General features: G+C 67.0%; 17 protein-coding genes. 5 read left to right on the top strand and 12 right to left on the bottom strand.

The features are described from left to right. Positions 1 to 175: 175 nt before the first annotated feature. The gene (locus BMY03_RS14405) at positions 176 to 364 is read right to left on the bottom strand and encodes a hypothetical protein (RefSeq protein WP_023632482.1); all 189 of its coding nucleotides are present in this window, start codon (positions 362 to 364) and stop codon (positions 176 to 178) included. 140 nt (positions 365 to 504) lie between these two features. Beyond that, positions 505 to 825 (bottom strand): YbjQ family protein, encoded by a 321-nt coding sequence (locus BMY03_RS14400; protein WP_023632483.1) that lies wholly within the window; start codon positions 823 to 825, stop codon positions 505 to 507. 128 nt (positions 826 to 953) lie between these two features. Between BMY03_RS14400 and BMY03_RS14395 the strand changes: the two genes are divergently transcribed. Further along, complete coding sequence (locus BMY03_RS14395) at positions 954 to 2381, top strand: MFS transporter (RefSeq protein WP_094011435.1); 1428 nt, start codon at positions 954 to 956, stop codon at positions 2379 to 2381. Then, the gene (locus BMY03_RS14390) at positions 2378 to 3106 is read left to right on the top strand and encodes a class I SAM-dependent methyltransferase (protein ID WP_023632689.1); all 729 of its coding nucleotides are present in this window, start codon (positions 2378 to 2380) and stop codon (positions 3104 to 3106) included. The genes BMY03_RS14395 and BMY03_RS14390 overlap by 4 nt, the downstream gene beginning before the upstream one ends. A gap of 130 nt (positions 3107 to 3236) precedes the next feature. Here the strand turns inward: BMY03_RS14390 and ribD are convergent, their stop codons facing one another. The 7 genes from ribD to BMY03_RS14355 all read right to left on the bottom strand — a co-directional run bounded on the left by ribD (position 3237) and on the right by BMY03_RS14355 (position 10179). Beyond that, positions 3237 to 4151 carry a bifunctional diaminohydroxyphosphoribosylaminopyrimidine deaminase/5-amino-6-(5-phosphoribosylamino)uracil reductase RibD gene (gene ribD, locus BMY03_RS14385; RefSeq protein WP_094011434.1) on the bottom strand — a complete coding sequence of 305 codons (915 nt, stop codon included), beginning with the start codon at positions 4149 to 4151 and terminating at the stop codon, positions 3237 to 3239. Continuing rightward, positions 4148 to 4807, bottom strand: coding sequence for an SAM-dependent methyltransferase (locus tag BMY03_RS14380; protein ID WP_046855204.1), 660 nt, complete (start codon positions 4805 to 4807; stop codon positions 4148 to 4150). Before BMY03_RS14380 ends, ribD begins: the two co-directional genes overlap by 4 nt. Before the next feature lie 12 nt (positions 4808 to 4819). Further along, a complete protein-coding gene (locus tag BMY03_RS14375) occupies positions 4820 to 6511 on the bottom strand; it encodes a WD40 repeat domain-containing protein (protein ID WP_023630994.1) in 1692 nt (563 codons plus the stop codon). A gap of 24 nt (positions 6512 to 6535) precedes the next feature. After that, positions 6536 to 7132, bottom strand: a complete 597-nt coding sequence (gene ribA / locus BMY03_RS14370; protein WP_023630993.1) for a GTP cyclohydrolase II RibA — start codon at positions 7130 to 7132, stop codon at positions 6536 to 6538. A 34-nt stretch (positions 7133 to 7166) separates the two neighbouring features. Then, the gene (locus tag BMY03_RS14365) at positions 7167 to 8177 is read right to left on the bottom strand and encodes a formylglycine-generating enzyme family protein (RefSeq protein WP_023630992.1); all 1011 of its coding nucleotides are present in this window, start codon (positions 8175 to 8177) and stop codon (positions 7167 to 7169) included. 65 nt (positions 8178 to 8242) lie between these two features. After that, positions 8243 to 9136, bottom strand: a complete 894-nt coding sequence (locus tag BMY03_RS14360; protein WP_094011433.1) for a VOC family protein — start codon at positions 9134 to 9136, stop codon at positions 8243 to 8245. Continuing rightward, positions 9136 to 10179 (bottom strand): methyltransferase, encoded by a 1044-nt coding sequence (locus tag BMY03_RS14355; RefSeq protein WP_046855201.1) that lies wholly within the window; start codon positions 10177 to 10179, stop codon positions 9136 to 9138. Before BMY03_RS14355 ends, BMY03_RS14360 begins: the two co-directional genes overlap by 1 nt. 311 nt (positions 10180 to 10490) lie before the next feature. Here BMY03_RS14355 and BMY03_RS14350 point away from each other — a divergent pair, with 311 nt between their 5' ends. Next, entirely contained in the window at positions 10491 to 11135 is a 645-nt protein-coding gene (locus BMY03_RS14350) for a helix-turn-helix transcriptional regulator (RefSeq protein WP_038706343.1), read from the top strand. A 31-nt stretch (positions 11136 to 11166) separates the two neighbouring features. Here the strand turns inward: BMY03_RS14350 and BMY03_RS14345 are convergent, their stop codons facing one another. Next, positions 11167 to 17508, bottom strand: a complete 6342-nt coding sequence (locus tag BMY03_RS14345; protein ID WP_094011432.1) for a non-ribosomal peptide synthetase — start codon at positions 17506 to 17508, stop codon at positions 11167 to 11169. 420 nt (positions 17509 to 17928) lie between these two features. On the opposite strand from BMY03_RS14345, the gene BMY03_RS14340 reads away from it, so the two are divergent. Together BMY03_RS14340 and BMY03_RS14335 are read left to right on the top strand one after the other, a co-directional pair. Continuing rightward, positions 17929 to 18681 carry a helix-turn-helix transcriptional regulator gene (locus BMY03_RS14340; RefSeq protein ID WP_094011431.1) on the top strand — a complete coding sequence of 251 codons (753 nt, stop codon included), beginning with the start codon at positions 17929 to 17931 and terminating at the stop codon, positions 18679 to 18681. Positions 18682 to 18697: 16 nt separating this feature from the next. Then, entirely contained in the window at positions 18698 to 20128 is a 1431-nt protein-coding gene (locus BMY03_RS14335) for an efflux transporter outer membrane subunit (protein ID WP_094011430.1), read from the top strand. On the opposite strand, the gene BMY03_RS14330 is transcribed toward BMY03_RS14335, so the two are convergent. Together BMY03_RS14330 and BMY03_RS14325 are read right to left on the bottom strand one after the other, a co-directional pair. Further along, complete coding sequence (locus BMY03_RS14330; protein WP_038706346.1) at positions 20098 to 20850, bottom strand: AraC family transcriptional regulator; 753 nt, start codon at positions 20848 to 20850, stop codon at positions 20098 to 20100. The genes BMY03_RS14335 and BMY03_RS14330 overlap by 31 nt on opposite strands. Positions 20851 to 20941: 91 nt before the next feature. After that, positions 20942 to 21379: a PACE efflux transporter gene (locus BMY03_RS14325; protein WP_046855196.1), complete on the bottom strand. Its 438-nt coding sequence runs from the start codon at positions 21377 to 21379 to the stop codon at positions 20942 to 20944. Between the last annotated feature and the right edge of the window lie 24 nt (positions 21380 to 21403).

Here is a 21403-nt window from a genome sequence, read left to right as displayed (position 1 = left end):
GCTTCGAGCCGACGGCGAGGGGGACCCGCCGATACCATGAGCGGGATCAAGAAATGACGGGAAATGCGTGCCATTGGGCGGTTTTGCACAGATCGGACAAACATGATCGCGGGGCAAGCCCGCCCCACAGACCTTGTTTGCCTGTGGGGCGGGCTTGCCCCGCTAATGTGCTGTTTCACTTTTTCGACGGGACACGCGGCGTGAACCGCCCCTTCTTGGCCCGTTGCAGGTGTGCCGGCTGCAGTTGCTCCGACTCGTCCAAGGTCATGTTGGCAAAGCCCAGGCGCAAGGCCGCTTGCCCGCAGCGCACCTGGCTGTTGATCGGAAACGCATCGTTCAGGTCTTCAAAAAAAGATTCGCTCATGCCCTGACTCCCTCCAATGGCGACCGTGCCGGCAGGCAATGCACCTGCCTAGTGAAGCAGCGGCCCGTTGAAGTGAGACTAGCCGGTCATTTGCAGACCAGTCGGACAAAAACTCCTTGCCCGACCAGTGGCAACTGGCCTTACTTCAAGCGCACCGCCGTACCGGTGGCGAACACCACGACCATGCCGCCCTGCACCGACGGCATGCTGATCTCGAAGTCCACGCCCACCACTGCATCGGCTTGCAACTGCCGTGCCCGCGCCACAAGCTCCTCGGTGGCCTGCTCACGGGCCAGCTTCAGCGCACTCTCCAGGGTCTGCGAACGGCCACCGAAGAAGTCGCGAAAGCGTGCGAAGAAATCGCGCACGAAGTTGATCCCCTGCACCGATTCGGCGCTGACCACTCCGAGGTATTCGGCAACGGGGCGGCCTTCGAGCTGGCTGGTGGTGCTGATGATCATGGGTGAAGCTCCTGGAACAAAGAGCACGATCCTAACAAATCCTCTGCGGCCAAATTACACAAGCAACTTCTTGAATAATGATTTTCCGGCTCCTAGACTCCCAGTGCAGGATCACGCAAGGAGCCTTCATGACCGCCATCCCCGAACAGCCACCCGCACGCTGGAGCGAATTGCTCAGCGGTGGCAATGCGCTGCGCTCGATCGCCCTGGCCGGCGGTGTCGCCCTGCACGCCGTCAATGTCTATATCGTCACCACGCTGCTGCCCACGGTGATCGACGAAATCGGCGGGTTGGCCTTCTATGCCTGGAACACCACCTTGTTCGTGGTGGCCTCGATCATCGGCTCCACCCTTTCCACCCGCCTGCTGGCCCGCGGTGGGCCACGGGTCGCCTACCTGCTGGCACTGCTGGTGTTCACCCTCGGTTCGGCAGTGTGCGCAATGGCCACCAGCATGCCGCTGCTGCTGGTCGGGCGCAGCGTGCAGGGCCTGGGCGGCGGCATCCTGTTCGCCCTGAGCTATGCGCTGATCCACCTGGTGTTCGAGAGCCGCCTGTGGCCCCGCGCCATGGCCCTGGTCTCGGCGATGTGGGGGGTGGCCACGCTGTGCGGCCCGGCCGTGGGCGGCGTATTCGCCGAGGGTGGGCACTGGCGCTGGGCATTCTGGTCGCTACTGCCGGTGGCCGCCGCCCTGGCGCTGACCGTCTGCCTGCGCCTGCCGGCGCGCCAGGCGCTGGACGACAATGGCGCCCGCCCGGCCTATGGCCTGATCGCCTTCCTGGTGGCCTCGGTGCTGGCGATCTGCGCGGCCAGCCTGGCCGACTCACTGTGGGTCAACCTGGGCGGGATCGTCGCCGGCCTGGCCATCGCCGCGCTGATCGCCCGCCTCGATCCCCGCGCCCGCCACCACCTGCTGCCCACCGGCGCCTACAGCCTCAGGCAACCGATGGGCGCACTGTTCGCCATGATGTGCCTGCTGGTCGCGGCCATCACCACCGAGATCTATGTGCCCTACTTCCTGCAGCGCATCCATGGCTTCGGCCCCCTGGCCGCGGGCTACCTGACGGCCGTGATGGCCGCCGGCTGGACGGTCGGCGCCCTGGCCAGCGCCGGGCGTGACCGCAATGGCGGAGCCTGGCAGATCCGCTGCGGCCCGCTGCTGGTGGCCCTGGCGCTGCTGGCCCTGGCACTGCTGACACCCGCCTTGGCGTGGGTCGCCAGCACGCCGGGCCTGGCCCTGTTTGCCCTGGCCCTGGCCGGCGTCGGCCTGGGCATCGGCCTGGGCTGGCCACACTTGCTTACCCGCGTGCTGCAGGCGGCGCGCCCCGGCGAGGAAAACCTCGCTTCAGCCTCGATCACCACCGTGCAGCTGTATGCCACCGCGCTGGCCGCGGCCCTGGCCGGCCTGGTGGCCAACAGCGCCGGGCTGGTCGAGCCCGGTGGCGTGGAAGGCGCACGCAGTGCGGCGCTGTGGCTGTTCGCCGTATTCGCCTGCGCACCGCTGTTGGCCCTGCCATTGGCGTTGCGCCTCACCTCTGAACGCAAGGAGTGCCCATGAAGGAATCCAAGGAAGTCTACGAGCGCATCAGCGAGCAGTTCGAGGACTTCACCAGCCACGCCAGCCAGCGCGGGGTCGAGGTCGACACCTTTCGCTACATGGCCGGCGAAGTGATCGGCGAAGAGATCCTCGACCTGGCCTGCGGCCACGGTTTCTTCAGCCGCCGCCTGAAGGACTGGGGCGCGGCGAAGGTGCATGGCGTGGACATCTCGCCGAGCATGATCTACCAGGCGCGCCAGGCCAACGACGGCATCGCCTACGAGGTGCGCGACGTGGCGCAGATGGGCCAGATCGGCCAGTTCGACAAGGTCACTGCGGCATGGTTGTTCAACTACGCCGGCAGCGTCGAGGAGCTGCGGCGCATGTTCGAAAGCGTCGCCCTCAATCTCAAGCCGTCCGGTCGATTGATTGCCTACACCGCCAACCCGACCTTCGACCTGGCCCGTGGCAACTTCACCGAGTACGGCATCCGCGTACTGGACGAACAGCCGGTCGAGGGCGGCTTCCGCTGCCAGGGACAGTTCATGAGCACGCCGCCGGCGGACTTCACCTACTACCGCTGGCACAAGGCGGTCTACGAGCAGGCCGCCCATGACGTGGGCCTGCGCAATGTGCGCTGGATCGCCCCGCTGATCAGCGGCATCCGCAAGAAGGCACATCCGCCGGGGTATTGGGACCTGTTCGAACAGAACAGCCTGCAAGTCGGGTTGATCTGCAGCCGCTGAGATCGCTGGCGCCGCCAACGCGGCGCATCGCCGGCAAGCCGGCTCCCACACCGATCGCGTCCAACCTCAAGCCATGCGCCATCCCGTAGGAACCGGCTTGCCAGCGATGGGATGCACAAGGCGTCCCCGCTCAGACCTGTACCAGCCACTCATCCACCAGCCCTTGGCGCGCCAGAACCTCGCACCACGCAGGCTGCGCCTCGACCTGGACTTCATTGCAGTCGAGCGCGTACAACGCCTGCAACACCCGCTGAGCATCAACCTCCTCGATCACCTGGCAGCGCGCCCGGGCATAGCGCCCGTCACGCATCGCCTGCGCCGTATGCAGCACCAGCGTCGGAGCAAGGCCATCCAGCACCTTGGCCGAGGCCGGGCAATCGAGCCGCTGATCAACCACCACCCGCAACGGAGTCACCGGCTCGACTCGCTGTGCCGGAACCTGCGCCAGCAGCGACGGGTCGCAGGCCTTGACCCAGTCACAGGTGGTCAATAACGCCGAGGCCCTGCCCCGCCAGTGCTCCAGCGGCGCTTGCTCGTCGCAATGGCTGAGCATTGCGCCCTCACCCATCGCGCCAATGGCCAGCGCCGCCGGCCGCAATACCCGCACCCAGGGGCGCTGGCGCTCGATACGCGAGAAAAACCCGCGATTGAGGGCTCGCGCCGTGGGACAGGGCATGGCCTCGACCGCGATGCCCGCTTCGCGCAGCCGAAGCGCACCGATGCTCTGCGACGCATCGGCACTGGCCGTGACCACCCGGCGCACCCCGGCGGCCACCAGGGCATCGGCGCACGGCGGGGTCCGCCCATGGTGACCACAAGGCTCGAGCGTCACATAGGCGGTGGCCCCGCGCGCCGCCGGGCCTGCCTCCTGCAAGGCGTGGACCTCGGCATGGGCGTGGCCGGCGCGCTGGTGCCAGCCGCGCCCCACCACCTGGCCGTCGTTGACGATCACGCAGCCGACCCGCGGGTTGGGCATGGTGCTGTACAGGCCCTGGCTGGCGAGCGCCAGGGCCATGTCCAGGTAATGGCGGTCGAGCGCACTCACGTGCGGACCAGCGCCAGCAGATAGCGGGCCTCGCCATGCTGACGCTCGATCACCTCCAGGCCCTGCCAGGTGAAGCCATGGGCCTCCAGTGTCTGGCGGATGCCAGCGTCGGTGAAGAAATAGCCCTGGCGCTGGTTGTCCATTTCCCGCCACCCCGCCTCGGGGTGGGCATCATCCACCCCGAACACGTTCAGCCCGACCAGCGCGCCGGGGCGCAACAGGCGGCGCACATGGGCCAGGTAAGGGCCCCACTCGTCCGGGTGCTGGTGGTGGAAGCAGCCGTTGTCCAGGGCCGCGTCGAACACCGTCCCCGGCGCCGGCTGCCAGTCCTGCATGGCCTTGTTCACCAGGTCGAGGCGATCCCCCCAGCGTTTGCGCAGCAGTGGCCAGCTGGAGTTCTCGACGATATCCAGCCCGGTGACGCGGTGCCCGGCGAGGATAAAGGTTGAGGCATCGCGGCCACGTCCCACGCCGATATCCAGCACATGCTGGTCACCCTGCGGGTCAAGCCGCTCGAGGAAAGCCTGGGCCGCCTGGATCATGCCGACATCCCACGACCACTCGTCCTCGCCGTGGCTGTAGCGGTGCACGAACGAGGTGTCGAGGGCCTTGCGGTAGTCGCCCTGGGGCATGAAGTCGCTTGCTTGCTTGCTCATCGTGCTGCTCCTTCAGGATGCCAGGCGGGCGTCGATGCCGTAGATGCGCCCATCATAGGAACTGGCCAGGAACGCATCGCTGGCCGCGTCATGGGTCAGGCAGGAAATGCCGCTGGCGGTGGGCCGCTGCACCGGCAGCCAGCGCCGCGAGGCCAGGTCGAACAACGCCACGGTGCCGTTGTAGGCGGCGGTGGCGATCACCCGGCCATCGCTGGAGGCGGCGATGCACTTGATCGAGTGCTGGTGCGGCGAGTCGAACACCTCGTCGCCGGTCTCCAGCCACAGGCGCAACTTGAGGTCGCGGCCGATACTGGCGAAACCGCCGGTGATCGGGCAGCAGCCGTTGGAAATGCGCGTATGCGCCGCCTCGATATGCCGCACGCAGCTGAAGTCGGCGATGCTGTGCAACGCGGCGTCGGCCGAAGCGCAGACGCTGAACAGGTGGCGCTCGTCGGCGGCCACGCCCTTGATCGCGTTGTCGTGCATCGGGATCGATGCCACCAGGCGCAAGCCGCCCTTGCCGTCATGACCGAACACCAGGCCTTCGCCGGTGTAGGTGCCGATCAGCGCCAGGTCCTCGCCCTGCTTGACGAAGGTGGCACCACAGTTGAGCGGTGAACGGTGCTGGTAGAGCATGCGCCCGGACAGGCCATCGAACACCTGGCCCATCTGGCCACCAGTCAGCAGCAACGGGCCGAACGGCAGGAGGAAGTTGCACAGGCTGCCGACACAAGTCACCGGCTGGTCGTCACGGTGCAGGATGCCAGCGTCGCCGATGCTGTACTGGCGCTCTTCGCTGCGCACCACGGCATTGATGCTCACCGCCGGCTCGATGCCCGACACCTGCCACTGGTCCTGCTCGTAGTTCCAGGTGGCGTAGCGCGAGCCGAAGGTGGCGAACACCAGCTGCTCGTCGCCAACGAAGGCGCAGCTGCGTGGCCAGACGATGCTCGGCAGCGCGGTGCTGCGGCGTTTGACCAGGTTGCGCCCGGCATCAAACGTCCAGAGGATCGCCGAGCGGTCATAGCTCAGGCTAACCAGCAGGCGTTTGTCGTCGTTCCAGACGATGCGCTTGATCCCTGCGGCATGGGCCGGCACGGTCTGCACTTGGCCATCGGCGATGATCGAGATGCGCCCCTCGTCATCGCCGGCGAACACCACACCTTCGCGGGTGATGGCGATGGTGTCGGTTTCCACGCCACCGATGTCCACCTCATCGCATTGCTGGCCGCTGCGGGTGTCCCACTGGCGCACGGTGCCGTCATCGCTGCTGGAGATCAGGCGCTGGCCATCCGGCGACCAGACCACCGAGATCACGTCGGCCTGGTGGCCATGGAATGCCTGCAGTTGCACGCCATCGAGGTCGAAGATGCGCAGCACGTGGTCACGCGAGCAGGTCGCCACGCGCTGGCTGTCGGGCGAGAACACCGCCATCTCGACGTCGTCGTTGTGCCCCTGCAGCACGGCCTTCAGACGCATGCTCGGCACTTCCCAGATACGCGCGGTGTAGTCGCTGCTGGCGCTGACCAGGTGCTTGCCGTCGCTGCTGAAGGCGCACTGGTTGGCCAGGTGGTCATGGTGCACGCGGTGGATAGGCTCGCCGGTGGTGGCGTTCCACAGGATCACCTGGTTGTCGTAGCCGGCGGTGGCGACGAAATGCGCGGCATGGGCGGCGATACCGCTGATAGGGCCAATGTGTTTCATCGAAAGATCCTTTTTCGCTGGAGGTCAGAGCTTGATCGAATGGGCGGACTTGACGGCCTTCGCCTGCAGGTAGTTGCGGTTGTGGTTGGTCAGGAACACCCCGGTGGGTACCTGCTCGATCACATCGATGCCGCCGGCGCGCAACTGGGCGACCTTCTCCGGGTTGTTGGTCAGCAGGCGGCACTGGTCCACGCCCAGGGCGCGCAGGATCTGCACGGCAGGATCGAAGGAGCGCGAGTCGGCCAGGTGGTTGAGGCGCAGGTTGGCTTCGTAGGTGTCCAGGCCCGAGTCCTGCAGCAGGTAGGCCTCGAACTTGGAATACAGGCCGATGCCACGCCCTTCCTGGCGCAGGTAGATCAGGTAGCCGCCGACCTCCTTCAGGGTGCGCAGGGCCTCTTGCAACTGCGGGCCGCAATCGCAGCGCTGCGAGCCGAACACATCGCCGGTGATGCACTCGGAATGCACCCGCACCAGGGGTACGTCGCACTGATCGCGCCCGATCCCCACGGCGAAATGCTCCTGGTCGCGCGCGAAGCCGTTGAAGCCGAAGAAATGGGCATCGACATCGCCGCCGAGGATGGAAATCGGCACGATGGTGTGAAGCGAAACATCCTTGTTCATGGAATCAGACCTCTTGCACGGAAGACGGAAAAACTCAGTTATGGTTTTCAACCAGGCGCAAACCCATGACGTAGATCGGTCGCGGGTAACGCCCATGGCGGCGCGCGGTGCGCGCCAGGTCGCGGAAACGGGTGAAGCTGCCACCGCGGGCAACGCGGTGGGTGCCGACATCGAGCACCAGGTCGTCCTCGATGCACGGGCCACCGGGGTAAGGCTGGTAGTCCTCGGCAACGTACTCCTCGACGTTGCCGGCCATGTCCAGCACCCCGAACGGCGAGGCGGCGTCGATGAACACGCCCACCGGCGTGCTATCCAGGTAACCCAGCTCGGCGGTGTTGGCATGCTCGACCTGGTAGGCGTCACCCCAGGGGAACTGCCGCCCTTCGGGGCCGGCGGCGGCATACTCCCACTGCGCCTCGGTGGGCAGGGCAAAGCGCCGGCCGGTACGCTCGCTGAGCCAGCGGGCATAGGCATCGGCATCACTGGCCGAGACGCTGTACACCGGGTGGTTGGCATGGTGCCGTGGGTAGCGGCCGAAGGCCCAGCCGTCGGGGATGCCGGTATGACCGCTGTCGAGCAGGAACTGGCGATACTCCTGGTGCGTGACCGGGAAGCGGGCGATGCGGAACGCCGCCAGCTCGACCGCGTGGCGCGGGGTCTCCTTGTCGATCCAGCTGCGGTCCAGGCCCAGCCCGTCGAACTGCTCCATCACCTGCGTCACCGCGCCTGGATCGAGGCCGATGTGCACCCGCGCCGCGGGAATGTCGATCATGTCCGGAGCGAAGGTGTCGATGCGTGGATCACCGCGCAGCGCCAACACCTCGCCGGCGCCGATGCGACGCGCCAAAGGCTGGCGCGGCTGTTCCAGGATGGCGAGCAGGACATCCAGCGGAGCCTGGAGCAGATCAGCAAACGCCTCGCTGACCTTGGCCTGCAGGGGATGCTCCTGGTACTGCTCGGGATAGCCCATCAATGCCCGGTCGCTGACATCCTTGGGCAGCGGGCTGGGCAGCCGTGGCCAATGCCACTGTTTGTAGCTGTTCATGCGAATACCTGCCTGGGCACAGGCCTGCACGCGCAAAGGCGCGGCAGGCGTGTGACGACGTGGGATCAGAGACGGTCGAGGAGCAACCGCGGGTTGCTTTCGATCATCTCCACTTCGGCGCTGTACACCTCGATCACCAGGCCATCGGGGTCTTCGAAGTACACGGCGCTGCGCACGTTGTCCGGCCCATGGTGATAACCCGGAGCCGGGCCGTTGCCCTTGACCAGCTTGATGGTGCCGGCGGCGGTGACCTGGTCGGCAATGCGCCTTACATCCTCGGGCAGTGCCCGTATGCCGATGTGGTAGCCGGCCGGGTAGCTGAACGACTCGCTCTGCTCGATGAAGAAGTCGAAGCCGTTAAGCTCCATGACTGCCTTGCGCGGGCCGAGGTTGTAGCAGTAGTTCGCGCCGAGTATGTCGCTGTAGAAGGCCTTGGACGCCTCCAGGTCGCGGGTCAGGATGTTCACGTGGTTCATTTCCGGGCGCTGCCTGGCCCGCGCCGCCTCGTCCAGCCCCAGGCCGTCGAGGGAGCGCCACAGCTTGGTTGCCGCGGCGAACTTGGCGAAGCCCGCCAGCCAGTCCTTGATCACCACCCCGGGCACCTGCCCGCTGGCGATATCCAGCGGGTACGGATAGAGGAAGCCATGGCTGGCCTGCTGCCACTGGGCGATCACCCCCGTGGCGGACGGCAACTGCGCCAGCGTACCTTGCACCCGCACCAGCACCAGCGCGGTATTGCGGCACAGCCCGGCGGCCTCGCTGAGCAAGGTGTTCAGCGCCCCCGGGGGCGTGGCGCTGTCGAGCAGCAGGCAGACCGCGTCCACCGGCCCCTGGCCGGCCGGCTTCTGGCTGACCTGCAGGCTGAAACCCGCTGCCGCCGCAGCGCTGCCCAGGCTGTCAAGGGCCTGGGCAGCCGCGTCACCGAGCGGCGCGGCGTGCAATGCCAATAGACGCAACATCAGGCAGCCCTCCGCCCGATCAGCAGGGTATAGCGGCCGATCGGCTCCTGCTCCACCGTGAGCCCCGCCGCTGCCATGCTGTCGATCAGGTAACGGCTGGGGTGCAGTTCACCGTTGACCGTGTTGAGCATCATGTGCAGGGAGAAGTCGGCCGACAGGGCCGGATGAATCTCATCGTCTTCCAGGGCCATGCTCAGCACCAGCAGCGCGCCGTCGCCCTCGACCATGCCGGCGGCGCCGGCGATCAGGGTGCGCACCTGCTCACGGGTGAAATAGTGCAGGCAGTCGTTGAGCATCACCACATCGGCGCGCTCGCCCTGGTACTGGGCCAGGTCCAGCAGGTTGCGGGCATGGAAGCCAAGACGGTCGTCGAGCCGGTACTTGGCGAAGGTGGCCGCGGCCGCCTCGCGGGTGGGCTCCAGGTCCCAGACCTCGCCTTTGACCTGCGGATGTCGGCTGGCGATCTCGGCGAGGTAGGTGCCGTGGCCGCCGGCGAGGTCGATCACCCGACGGGCCTTGTCGAACAGCGGCAGGTCACGCAGCACATCCACCATGGGCTGGCTGAAACGGACCATGGCGTCGTTGAAGGCATCGCGGGCCGCCAGGTCGTGCTTGAAGCGGTTCTCCTGCTGGAAGTCCAGCGAGGCACGGCTGCGCAGGACTTCGTCCAGGCGTGGCCAGTTGTGCCACTGCAGGCGCTGGTGGTCAATGATCGGGCCGATGAACTCGGCACTGTCGCTGACCAGGAAACGCTGGCTCAGCGGCAGGTTCTCGAAGCCTTGTGCGGTGCGCTTGAGCAGGCCCATGGCCACCAGCGCGTTGAGGAAGATCCGGCCCTTGTTCGGCACCCAACCCAGCGCATCGCTCAAAGCCTCGGCACCGACTGGCTGGCGGGTGTGGTCGAACACGCGCTGGGCCAGCGCCGAATGCAGGATGGCGGACTGGCGGTACTGGTCGGAGAGCTTCACCAGGTCGACCACGCTCTGCAGGCTGCTCACTTCATCGGCGTGTTCATAGATGGTCACGGGTTTCTGGGCATTCATGCACTCACATCCCTGTCGAGTTGTTGTTGATGGGCCCATGCCCGGCATTTGCCAGCAAGGTGTTGACGCACTTGCACGCACCCCTCCCTGGGACCGGCAAGCACAGGCTCCGCAGATCATCCTAGACGCGGATCAAATAAATACAACTAATACCTTTTATATTTTTATCGCATATAAATTTTCTTATCGATAATTGTTCCCCCTTGCACAAATCACCGCGAATCCGGGCTATTCTTCGTCCACTTGCCTGCGCAAAGGATGGCCCAGGAGAGTGCCCGATCCGCTCATTCACGCCCGGTTTCCAGCGCTCCATGACCTCGACCACCGTAGATTCGAACTGCACCGCCGACCGCATCCTGTTCCTGCTCAAGACCCGCGGGCCGCTCAAGACCGCCGACCTTGCCCAATTGCTCGCCATCACCTTCGAAGCCACCCGCCAGCAGGTGCAGAAACTGCAAGCGGCCGAACTGATCAGCGGCATCAGCGTGCCGGCCAAGGGCGCCGGGAGGCCTTCGCAGAAATGGGCGTTGACCGCCGCCGCCCAGCGCCGCTTCCCCGATTCCCACAGCGTGTTGACCCTGCAACTGATCGAGAGCGTCGAGCAAGTGTTCGGCAGCGACGGCGTCGACCGCCTGATCAGCCGCATGGAAGACAGCAACAGCCGCGAGTACCAGCAAGCCTGCGCAGGTGCCGAAAGCCTGGAAGACAAGGTGCGCATCCTTGTGCAATTGCGTGAGCGCGCAGGCTACATGGCCGAGATCCAGGCCGACGGCGACAACTGGCTGATCGTCGAGAATCACTGCCCCATCTGCATCGCAGCCACCCGTTGCCAAGGTTTCTGCCGCAGCGAGCTGCAGGTGTTCCAGGCGGCGATCGGCGAGCAAGGGCTGGTGGAACGCTGCGAGCACCTGATCTCGGGGGACCGGCGCTGCGTCTATCGCATTTCGCCGAAGTAGTCCCCCACGCAGTGCTCGTCACGCTACTCCATCAGATCCGCCGCCTGCCCTTCAGCACCGGGACGGTGGTCTGGGCGATCTCCACCTGCACCTGATCGCGCCGCGTATTGGCCGCCAGTTCCGCCAGCGTCGGCTGGCTGAACAGCAACCTCGCATCGGCGTGCAAGCCGGCCTGGCGCATGCGCGCCACCAGGCTGACCGCCAGCAGCGAATGCCCGCCCAACTCGAAGAAATTGTCGTCGCGACCGACCTGCTCGATCTTCAGCACTTCGGTCCAGATCTGCGCCAGCGTCTGCTCTAGCTCATCGCGCGGTGCCTGGTAGGCCCGGCTGATTACCGCCGCAGCGCCCGGCACCGGCAAGGCGTTGCGATCGACCTTGCCATTGGCGCTCAGCGGCAGCTCGGCCAGCAGCACGTAGGCCGACGGCACCATGTAGGCCGGCAGGCGCGCCAGCAGGTAGGCACGCAATGCTTCCAGCGCGGGCGCGGCGTGGCCATCGCGGCAGCTGGCATATGCCACCAGGCGATCATCGCGCACCAGCACAACGGCCTGGCCCAGGGCCGGGTGGCTCGCAAGTAGCGCCTCGATTTCGCCCGGTTCGATACGCAAACCATTGAGCTTGACCTGGAAATCGTTGCGGCCCAGGAACTCCAGCTCGCCATCGGCGCGGTAACGCACCAGGTCGCCGGTGCGATACAGCCGGTCACCGGCCACGAACGGGCTGGGAATGAAGCGTTCGGCCTGCAGGACCGGCAAGCCCAGGTAGCCACGCGCCACGCCTATGCCGCCGATGTGTAATTCGCCAGGGCAGCCCACGGGTACAGGCCGGTCATGCTCATCGAGCACATACAGGCGCGTGTTGGCGATCGCCCGCCCGATCGGGGGAGCGTTGATGGGCAGTGGTTGCCCCGGCTCCAGCGTCCAGACGGTACTGTCGACGGTGGCCTCGGTGGGGCCATAGACATTGTGCAGGCGCACCTGGGGCAGTCGCTCGCGCACCCGCTGCGCCAGTGCCAGGGTCAGTTCGCCGCCACCGCAGAACAGATCGCGCAGGCTGGTGCAGCGCTCCACGCCCGGGGTGTCGAGGAATGCATGCAACAAGGCCGGCACGAACTTCACGGTGGTCACCCTGCGGGCCTCGATCAGTTGCGCCAGGTAGGCCGGATCACGGTGACCGTCGGGACGCGCCAGCACCAGACGCAGCCCCGCGCACAACGGCCAGAACAGCTCCCACACCGAACCGTCGAAACTGAACGGCGCCCGTTGCAGCAACGCATCATCGGCCTGCGGCGGGCACAGGTCGCTGCCCCAGCGCATCAGGTTGCACAGCCCGCGGTGCTCGACCATCACGCCCTTCGGCATGCCGGTGGTGCCCGAGGTATACATGACATAGGCCAGGTGCCCGCCACCAAGCTCCGCCAGCGCGGGCGCCTGGTCGCTGTGCGCCTGCCAGGCGCCCTGGTCCAGGTCCACCAGCGGTGTTGGCTGGCCATCGAACAGGCCGCGGGTGGCGCCCTGCACCAACAGCGCCAGCGGTGCGCTGTCGGCGAGCAGGTAGTGCAGGCGCTCGTCGGGGTGGTCGGGGTCCAGCGGCACATAGGCGCCACCGGCCTTGAGCACGCCCAGCAGGCCGACGATCAGCGCCACGCCGCGCTCGAGGCATACGGCGACCCGGGTGTCGGGCCGCACGCCGAGGCCGATCAAGTGGTGCGCCAGGCGATTGGCCTGGGCGTCGAGCTCGCGGTAGGTCAGTTGCGTCTGTTCGGTCTGCAGCGCCACGGCATCCGGCGCACGCCTCACCTGGGCGGCGAACAGGGCAGGCAGATGCGGATACCCAGGGTCCAGCGCCAGCTCGGTGGCGTTGACGATTTCCAGCAGGTAGCGGCGCTCGTCCTCCGGCAAGGTCGACAGCGATTCCAGCGCCACCGGGGCTTCGCTGGCCAGTGCCTCGGCCAAGACCCGCAGCGCGCACGACACATGCCCGAGCACGCGCTCGGCGCCCAGCTCACGGGGTGCGCGCACGCCCAGGCGCAAGGTATCGCCCTGCTCGTCCACGGTCAGCACCAGGGCATGGCTGTGCACCTCGCTGGCCTCAAGCAGCGTCACGCCCGGCAACGATGCAGTCTGCGCCGCGCCATGCCGATAATTGAGCAGGCTGTCGAACAGCGCCACGCCGGCCGGCAGGCCGCTGCAGCGTTGGGCCAGGACCAATGGCGCGTCCTCATGCGCAAGCAACTCCGCCAGCTGGCCGTGGATTCCAGCCAAGGCCTGGGCCACGTTGCGTTCCACCAGTGACACCCGCAGCGGCAGGCTGTTGATGAACATGCCCAGCGCTCGGTCGGCACCCTCGCCGGCCATCATCCGGCCCAGCAACACGGTGCCGAATACCACTTCGTCACGGCCGCCCAACGCCCCCAGCACCTGCGCCCAGGCCAGATGCATCAAGCTGCCGAGGCCAACGTCATGCTGGCGCGTGCTCTGGCGCAGGGTGGCGGCCAGGGCCTCAGGCAAGTCGACGACGCAGGTTTCGACATGCGCCATCACAGCCGGCCCCTCAGCCATGCCGGCCAACCGCGGCGGCGCCTCTACCCCGGCCAAGGACTCGCGCAGGTAGCGTTCATGGCTCGCCTGCCGGCTCTCATCGCGGCTCAACGCCACATAGTTGCGGTAAGCCACCGGGACAGGCAGTGCATGACCTTCGCCTGCCATCAGCGTCGCCAATTCAGCAAACAGCACCTGTACCGAGACCGCGTCGTTAACCAGGTGGTGGAAATACAGCAGGCCCAACCATCGCGCCTGGGTACTGTCCTCCACACAGCTCAAGGCCATCATCGGCGCCTGGCGCAAGTCCAATCGCAGCCCCTGTTCGCGCAGCCGCACGGCCGCTTCGCCAGGTCCGGGCCCGAGGACGTTCACTTGCAGCCCGGCCTGGCGCCACACCACCTGCTGGGGCTGCGCCAGGCCTTCCCAGGCCAGGCTGGTGCGCAGGATATCGTGACGTTCGATGACCCCGGCCAGGGCCTGGTTGAACGCCTCCAGCGCCGCCCTGCTGTCGAAGGCGAACAGCGCCTGTTGCAGGTAGGGATCGCGCTCGTCGGTGAGATGGTGGTACAGCAATCCTTCCTGCAATGGTGCCAGGGGGTAGATCTCCTGCACATTGGCCGCGCCGCCCGGAACCGTGCCGACGATCTGGTCGATGCTGGCCTGGTCCAGGTGGGTCAAGGCCAGCATCTCGGGGGTGATGCGCTGGCAACCCGGCGGCACACGATTGGCCGGTACCGCTTGTGCGGGGGCGCTGCCCAGCGACGCGGCGAGGCTGGCCAGGGTCGGCTGGCCGAACAGCACCTGGGCATCGGCGTGCAGCCCTGCCTGGCGCATGCGCTCGATCAGGCGTACCGCCAGCAGCGAATGGCCCCCCAGTTCAAAGAAATGATCATGCCGCCCGATCTGCTCCACCTCCAGCAGCTCGGCCCATAGCGCGGCCAGGCGCTGCTCGAGCTCGCCCTGCGGCGGTTCGTGGGTGCGCCGCACCGAGGCTTCGCTGCCCGGCGCCGGCAGGGCGCGGCGGTCGAGCTTGCCATTGGCGGTCAGCGGCCAGGCCGCCATCGCCACATAGGCCGATGGCAGCAACGCCGCAGGCAGGCGGTCGCGCAGGTGCTCGTGCAGGTCCAGCGGGGTCAGTACCTGCCCGGCGACATACCAGGCCACCAGTTGCCCGTCGCGCAGCAGTACCACGGCCTCGCGCACCGCCGCATGGCTGGCCAGCGCGCTCTCGATCTCGCCCAGCTCCACCCGCACACCACGGATCTTCACCTGGTCGTCACTGCGGCCGAGGTATTCCAGGTTGCCCTCGGGCAACCAGCGCACCAGGTCCCCTGTACGGTACATCCGCGCGCCAGGCTGCTGGGTGAACGGGTCGTCGAGGAAGCGTTCGGCGGTAAGTTCCGGGCGGTTCAGGTAGCCACGGGCGACCCCCGCGCCACCGATGTACAACTCGCCCACGGCGCCCACTGGCAGTTGCCGACCCTGGGCGTCGAGCACGTACAGGCGCGCATTGGCCACCGGCGCGCCGATATGCAGCACCTGCCCGGGGTGCACCTCGCCAGCACTGGCGACCACCGTGGCCTCGGTCGGGCCGTAGTTGTTGATGATCCGGCAACCTCGCTCCCGCGCCAGGCGCCGCAGGCGGTCGCCGCCGACCAGCAAGGTCTGCAAGGTCGGGTGTGGCTCGCCCTGGGCGAAGGCGTGTTCGGCCACGGGCGTGGGCAGGAAGCTGACCTGCAGCGGCTGGGCGCGCCACCAGCGCAGCAGCGCATCGATATCCTCGCCCCCCTCGCCCACCGGCGCCAGGTGCAGCGTCGCGCCGGCGCACAGGGCTGGCCAGACTTCCCAGGCCATGGCATCGAAGCCGAAACCGGCCAGGCTGGAGGTATGGCTGTTAGGGCGCAGATCGAAGGCGGCGCAGTGCCAGTCGACCAGGTTGGCCAGCATGCGGTGCTCGACCATCACGCCCTTGGGTTGGCCGGTGGAACCGGAGGTGTAGATCACGTAGACCAGGTTGGCGCCGGACAGCCGCTCTACCTGGGGGTTGGCCAGCCCAGCCGTGGCCGATGGCAGGCGGTCCAGCTCGATAACCGGCACGTTGGTGACCGGCAGGCGGTCACGCAGGTTTGAGAGGGTCAGCACCACCGTCGGTGCGCAGTCATCGATCAGGTACTGCAGGCGCTCGCTCGGGTGCGCCGGGTCCACCGGCACATAGGCCGCGCCGGCCTTGAGCACCGCAAGCAAGCCGACCAGGGTGTCCAGGCCACGCCGGGCGAGCACCGCCACCCGCTGCTCTGGCAGCACGCCCATGGCCAGCAGCTGCACGGCCAGCTGGTTGGCGCGGTCGTTCAGCTCGCCATAGCTCAGGCTGCGCCCCTGATGCACGGCGGCCGTCGCCTCGGCGCGTGTTGCGGCCTGGGCTTCGATACGGCGGTGAATCAGGGTCGGGCCCTCGGGGTCTTGGGCGGTGGCGTTCCACTGGCGCAGGCGCTGGTGTTCCTCGGCAAGCAACAGGTCGTAGCTGTCGATGCCCGCCTGGGGTTGCTCGAGCCCTTGGGCCAGCACATGAAGCAGGCGCGTACTGAACACCTCGACGTCCTCGGGTGCCAGCCAGGCCTGGTTGTACACCAGGTGCAGCCAGGCCTTGCCATTGTGCGGGTTACTGCGCAGGTAGAGCGACAACGGCGTGGGTTCGTGGTCGTTGCACACCTTGACGCTGTGCGCGCCGAGGCTGCCGTAACGCAAGTCGTGGCCCTCTTGCTCGTAGGACACGGTGATCTCGAACAACTGCCCGCGCGCCTCGCGGGACAAGCCCAGCGCACGGTTTAACTCGCTCAGCGGCAAGCGCTGGTGGCGCAGGTCACGCCTGAGCGCATCGCCGATGCCGCGTACCAACTCGGCGAAGCTCAAGGTCCTGCCGAAGTCCATGCGCAAGGCGTTTACCTGAACGAACAGGCCCAGCGTGGCCTTGGCCCGCGCACTTCCACGGTTGCGCACCGGCAGGCCGACCACCCAGTCGTCGCGCTGCCAGGCCCTGGCGCAGCACACATGCAAGGCTGCCAGCAGCACATGGGCTACCGACCCTTGCAGCGCGTCGGCCAGGTTCTGCATTCGGGCCAGCAGGGCACCATCGAAACTGCGCTCCAGGGCATGGCTTGGCGTGGCGCCAAGGGGCAGCCCCTGCTCTCTGGGCCGCAGCAGCGCATCCGGCAGCTGTGCGTAGCGCCCCAGCCAGTAAGCCAGATCGCGTTGTTGGCGGGCCGATCCCTGGTAGGCCTGGTCATCTTCGATGAACGCCTTGTAGGACGGTGCCGTGCCTGGCAATACCTGCCCCTGCTCAAGCAGGCCGTAGTACTGACCCAGCAGATGGAGCAGTTGCTCAAGGCCCCAGCCGTCGAGGATCAAGTGATGAGCCTGCGCCATCAGCAAGCTGCACTCGGCATCGATGTGCAGCACTGCCATGCGCAGCAGCGGCCCGGTGTCGAGGGTGAAAGGCTGCTGCAGCAAAGTCTTGGCCAGGCACTGCGCAGCTGCGAACGCCGCCGTCTGCCCGCGCAGATCGTGCTCGTCCAGTGGCACCCTCATCTGGGGCAGGAAGCGCTGGCGGGCCACGCCATCCTCCCCGGCCTCAGGCACCAGCACCATGCGCAGCCCGTCGTGCAGCCCAACCAGATGGTCCAGCGCGCGCCGCAGCAGGTCGCAGTCAACAGTGCCATCGAACGCGAGATAGCCGCCGACATTGTAGAGCGGTGAGTCGCCATGGCTGATCTGGTCGAGCCAGATGTCGCGCTGGGCGCAGGTCAGGGGGAATGTGTCGGCGGCGGACATGGCGTGGATCTTCCTTGAAACAGGGGGCGTCCACGGATTCAAGCACCCCCCCAAGCCCATGTATGGCCCCCCAAACCCGGACAATGGCAAGGGTGCTTTTGCTCGGCCTGAGCCTGCGGAATCTTTTGTAGGACATTGACGCTACCGGGCAGCCGACAGCGGCCTACTCGCATGCGCGAACGTGGCGAACGCCGCCGATCTCGCCGCTTACCAGCACGAATTGTCCGACATTCCATTGATTCACAGGGTCTATAGGCGGCGAAACACCGACTTTTCTTATCGGATTAATTGGCATTTCCTGTCCCCGCTTTCCGCTACAGACGCAGGCTCGGAGCCTGCTATTCAATAGCGCCAAGCCCCAGCACAGAGAGGACTCGACCGCGAGACCCGCCGCGTTACCGGATCAAGGAAGACAAGCACATGAAGCTGATCGACAGCCTCGAACACTGCCACGACCCGCACTTGTACCTGCAACTGGGGGCACTGGTTGCCAGCACCGGCGATAGCACCTTCGCCGAACAGATGCTCCAGCTGATCGGCGACCAGGTGCCGATCCATCGGCTCGACCTCAGCGAGTGGACCCTCGACAGCGACCAGGCCAGCATCCGCCAGGTCAAGGTACTGGGCAGTGCCGGCCGCCCCGAGGAAACACCGGTTCAGGAGCCCCTGCGCCACCCCCTGCTGCAAAGCATCATGCGCATGGAAGACCCGCTGCTGATCCAGATAAACGCCCCCGTGCACCAGTGCAACCTGGTATCGCGCAGCGGCAACCGACGCTGGGTCATCTGCTGCCAACGGTTACGCAGCGAGGGAATGTTCTCTTTGGCCGAGCTGTCGCTGCTCAAGCGCCTGTCCGACACACTGCTGCCGTTGGTCGAGCATCACGCCCAGCTGTTCCTGCAGGCGGCCAGTCGCCGCCCGGGCGGCCTGCTGCCCGATGAGGCCGGGTCGCTGCGCCAGGTGTTCACCGAGCGCCTGGAGCAAGACGCAATCCGCTTGTCCAGCCGCGAGCAGGAGGTGTGCATCGGCCTGCTCACCGGCGGCACGGTGCCACAGATGGCCCAGCGCCTGAACGTGAAGAGCAGCTCGATCGAGACCTACCTCAAACGCGCCACCGCCAAGCTCGGTGTCAGCGGACGCCACGGCCTGGCCCGCTGGATGGCCGGCACCTGAACCCAGAGACCCTGCCATGCCGCGAATCACCCTGCCCTTGCTTGCTCTTGTACTGTCCGGCTGCAGCCTGGCCCCCGACTACCAGCGCCCCCCCTCTCCTAGCGCCGAGCAATACCCAAGCGGCCCCGCCTACAGAGGCGGACCGTCCACCACGGCGCTGCCTCGCGACTGGCAGGGAGTGTTCCGCGACCCGGTGCTGCGCCAACTGCTGGACACCGCGCTGGCCAACAACCGCGACCTGCGCGTGGCCCTGCTCAATACCGAAGCGTACCGCGCCCAGTACCGCATCCAGCGCGCCGAACTGCTGCCGAAGATCGCCGCCAATGCCCAGGGCACGCGCCAGTATCTGCCCCGGCGACGTACCGGTGGCGAGGGCGTGATCAGCACCCAGCAATCGGCCACCGTCGGCATCAGCGCCTACGAACTGGACCTGTTTGGCCGCCTGCGCAGCCTCAGCGACCAGGCCCTGCTGACCTACCTGGCCACCGACGAAGCCCGGCGCGGCGCCGAGCTCAGCCTGATCAGCAGCGTTGCTGGCGCCTACCTGACCTGGCGCGCCGACCAGGAGTTGCTGGCCCTGTCGCGCCAGACCTTGCAGGCCGACGAGAAAAGCCTGCGCCTGACCCAACGCCAGCGCCGCACCGGCACGCTGTCGGCGCTCGACCAGATCCAGGCCACCACCCGCGTCGACAGCACCCGCGCCGCCGTGGCGCGCTATACCCGCCTGGCCGCCCAGGATCTCAACCAGTTGCAGCGCCTGGTCGGCGCGCAGGTCGATGAGCACTTGCCGCCCCTGCCCCTGGCCGACGAGCAGATCGCCCGGGTGCCGGCCGGCCTGCCCGCCGACCTGCTGCAACGCCGGCCCGATATCCGCCAGGCCGAATACCAGTTGCAGGCCGCCAACGCCAACATCGGCGCGGCACGGGCGGCGTTCTTTCCGAGCATCAGCCTGACCGCCAACGCCGGCAGCAGCAGCCGCGAGCTGGCCGACCTGTTCGATGCCGGCACCGGCAGCTGGCTGTTCCAACCGCAAGTGAACCTGCCGCTGTTCAATGCCGGCAGCCTGCGCGCCAGCCTCGACTACGCCAAGCTGCAAAAGGACATGCAGGTGGCGCGCTACGAAAAATCGATCCAGACCGCCTTCCAGGAGGTGGCCGACGGCCTGGCGGCGCGCACCACCTACCAGCAGCAACTGCAGGCCCAGCGCGACCTGGTCGAGGCCAGCCAGCGCTACCATGACCTGGCCGAGAACCGCTACCGCACCGGTATCGACAGCAGCCTGACGTTCCTCGATGCGCAGCGCTCGCTGTTCAGCGCCCAGCAAGGCCTGATCAGTGATCGCCTGGCGCAGTTGCTGGCCGAGGTCAACCTGTTCACCGCGCTGGGCGGCGGCTGGGACGAAGCACCGGGGCTGGCCTACCAGCGCTCGGCGGTCCTGCCGAAGTAGACCGATGGCGACACCCCAAGGGTGCGACGGAACATTGCGCTGAACGCGCTGGGGCTGTCGTAGCCCAGGTCCAGCGCCACCTCCAGCACCGACTGCCCGGCCGCCAGGGCATCCAGGCTGGCCAACAGACGCATGCGCCGCAGCCACTGCACCAGGCTCAGGCCGGTCTCGCGTTGGAAGGCGCGGGTCAGGGTACGCGGGTTCAGGCCGCTGTGGGCCGCGGCGCGGGCCAGGCCCCAGTCCTCGGACGGCGCCTGGCGCAGCGCCTCGCACAACCTTTGCAGATGCGCCGAATGCGGGCTTGGCACATGCAGGGCGAACACCGGCAGCACGCGGATCTCGTCGAGGATAAGTTGCATGATCCGCGCCTCGCGGCCTTGCGCCGGATGATCGGGGGCGATGTCCATGGCACGGATGATCAGCTCGCGCAGCAACGGCGAGATCTCGATCACCTGGCATTGGCGCGGCAGGTCCGGGCGCGCGCCCGGGTCGACGAACAGGGTGCGCATGCGCACCACGCCGGCCATGCGCAGTTCGTGTTCGACGGCCGCCGGCACCCACACACCGCGCCCGGGGGGGACCACCCAGTTGCCCTCGCGGGCACTGACCGTGACCACGCCGCTGATGGCATGGATCAGCTGGGCGCGGTCATGGCAGTGCGGGGCGATGTGCTCGCCATGGCGATAGTTCTCGGCGAGCGGCAGGATGATCGGGCGCGGCATTGATGCGAGCCTGGCAAGGGTGGATGGAGGATTATTGGCGATGAGCGATACAAAGGGGAATCCCAGGGGCTTGTGCGAAAAGCCCCCGATATCAGCAGCCCTTCGCCACTTCCTGCGCCGAAACCGGCACATCGAAAACCTTGTCGAAACCCCACTGGAACACGAACGCATAGACGAAGAAGAACACGAACAACGCCAGGTTGGTCACCAGCGCCGCCCACAGGCCGATATCCAGCCAGTACGCCACCAGCGGCAGCAGGATCAGCACCAGCCCGCCCTCGAAACCCAAGGCATGCAGCAGGCGCCGCAGCAAGGTGCGGCTGCGCTGGTGCTGGCGCGCCTCCCAGCGCTCGAAGGCCCAGTTGTAGGCCATGTTCCAGCTCATCGCGATGCCCGACATGAGGATCGACAATACCGTCGACTGCGCCATGCCCGCGCCGAATGCCAGCTCCAGTACCGGCGCCACGCAGGCCACGGCGATGGCCTCGTAAAGGATGGCCTGGACGACCTTGCGCGCCTTGCCTTGCATGTTCAGCTCCCTGAAGAAAAGACC

Origin of the sequence: Pseudomonas soli, from assembly GCF_900110655.1 — a bacterium.
In the GTDB taxonomy this organism is placed as follows: domain Bacteria; phylum Pseudomonadota; class Gammaproteobacteria; order Pseudomonadales; family Pseudomonadaceae; genus Aquipseudomonas; species Aquipseudomonas soli.
This window is presented reverse-complemented; position numbering and strand designations above follow the sequence as displayed.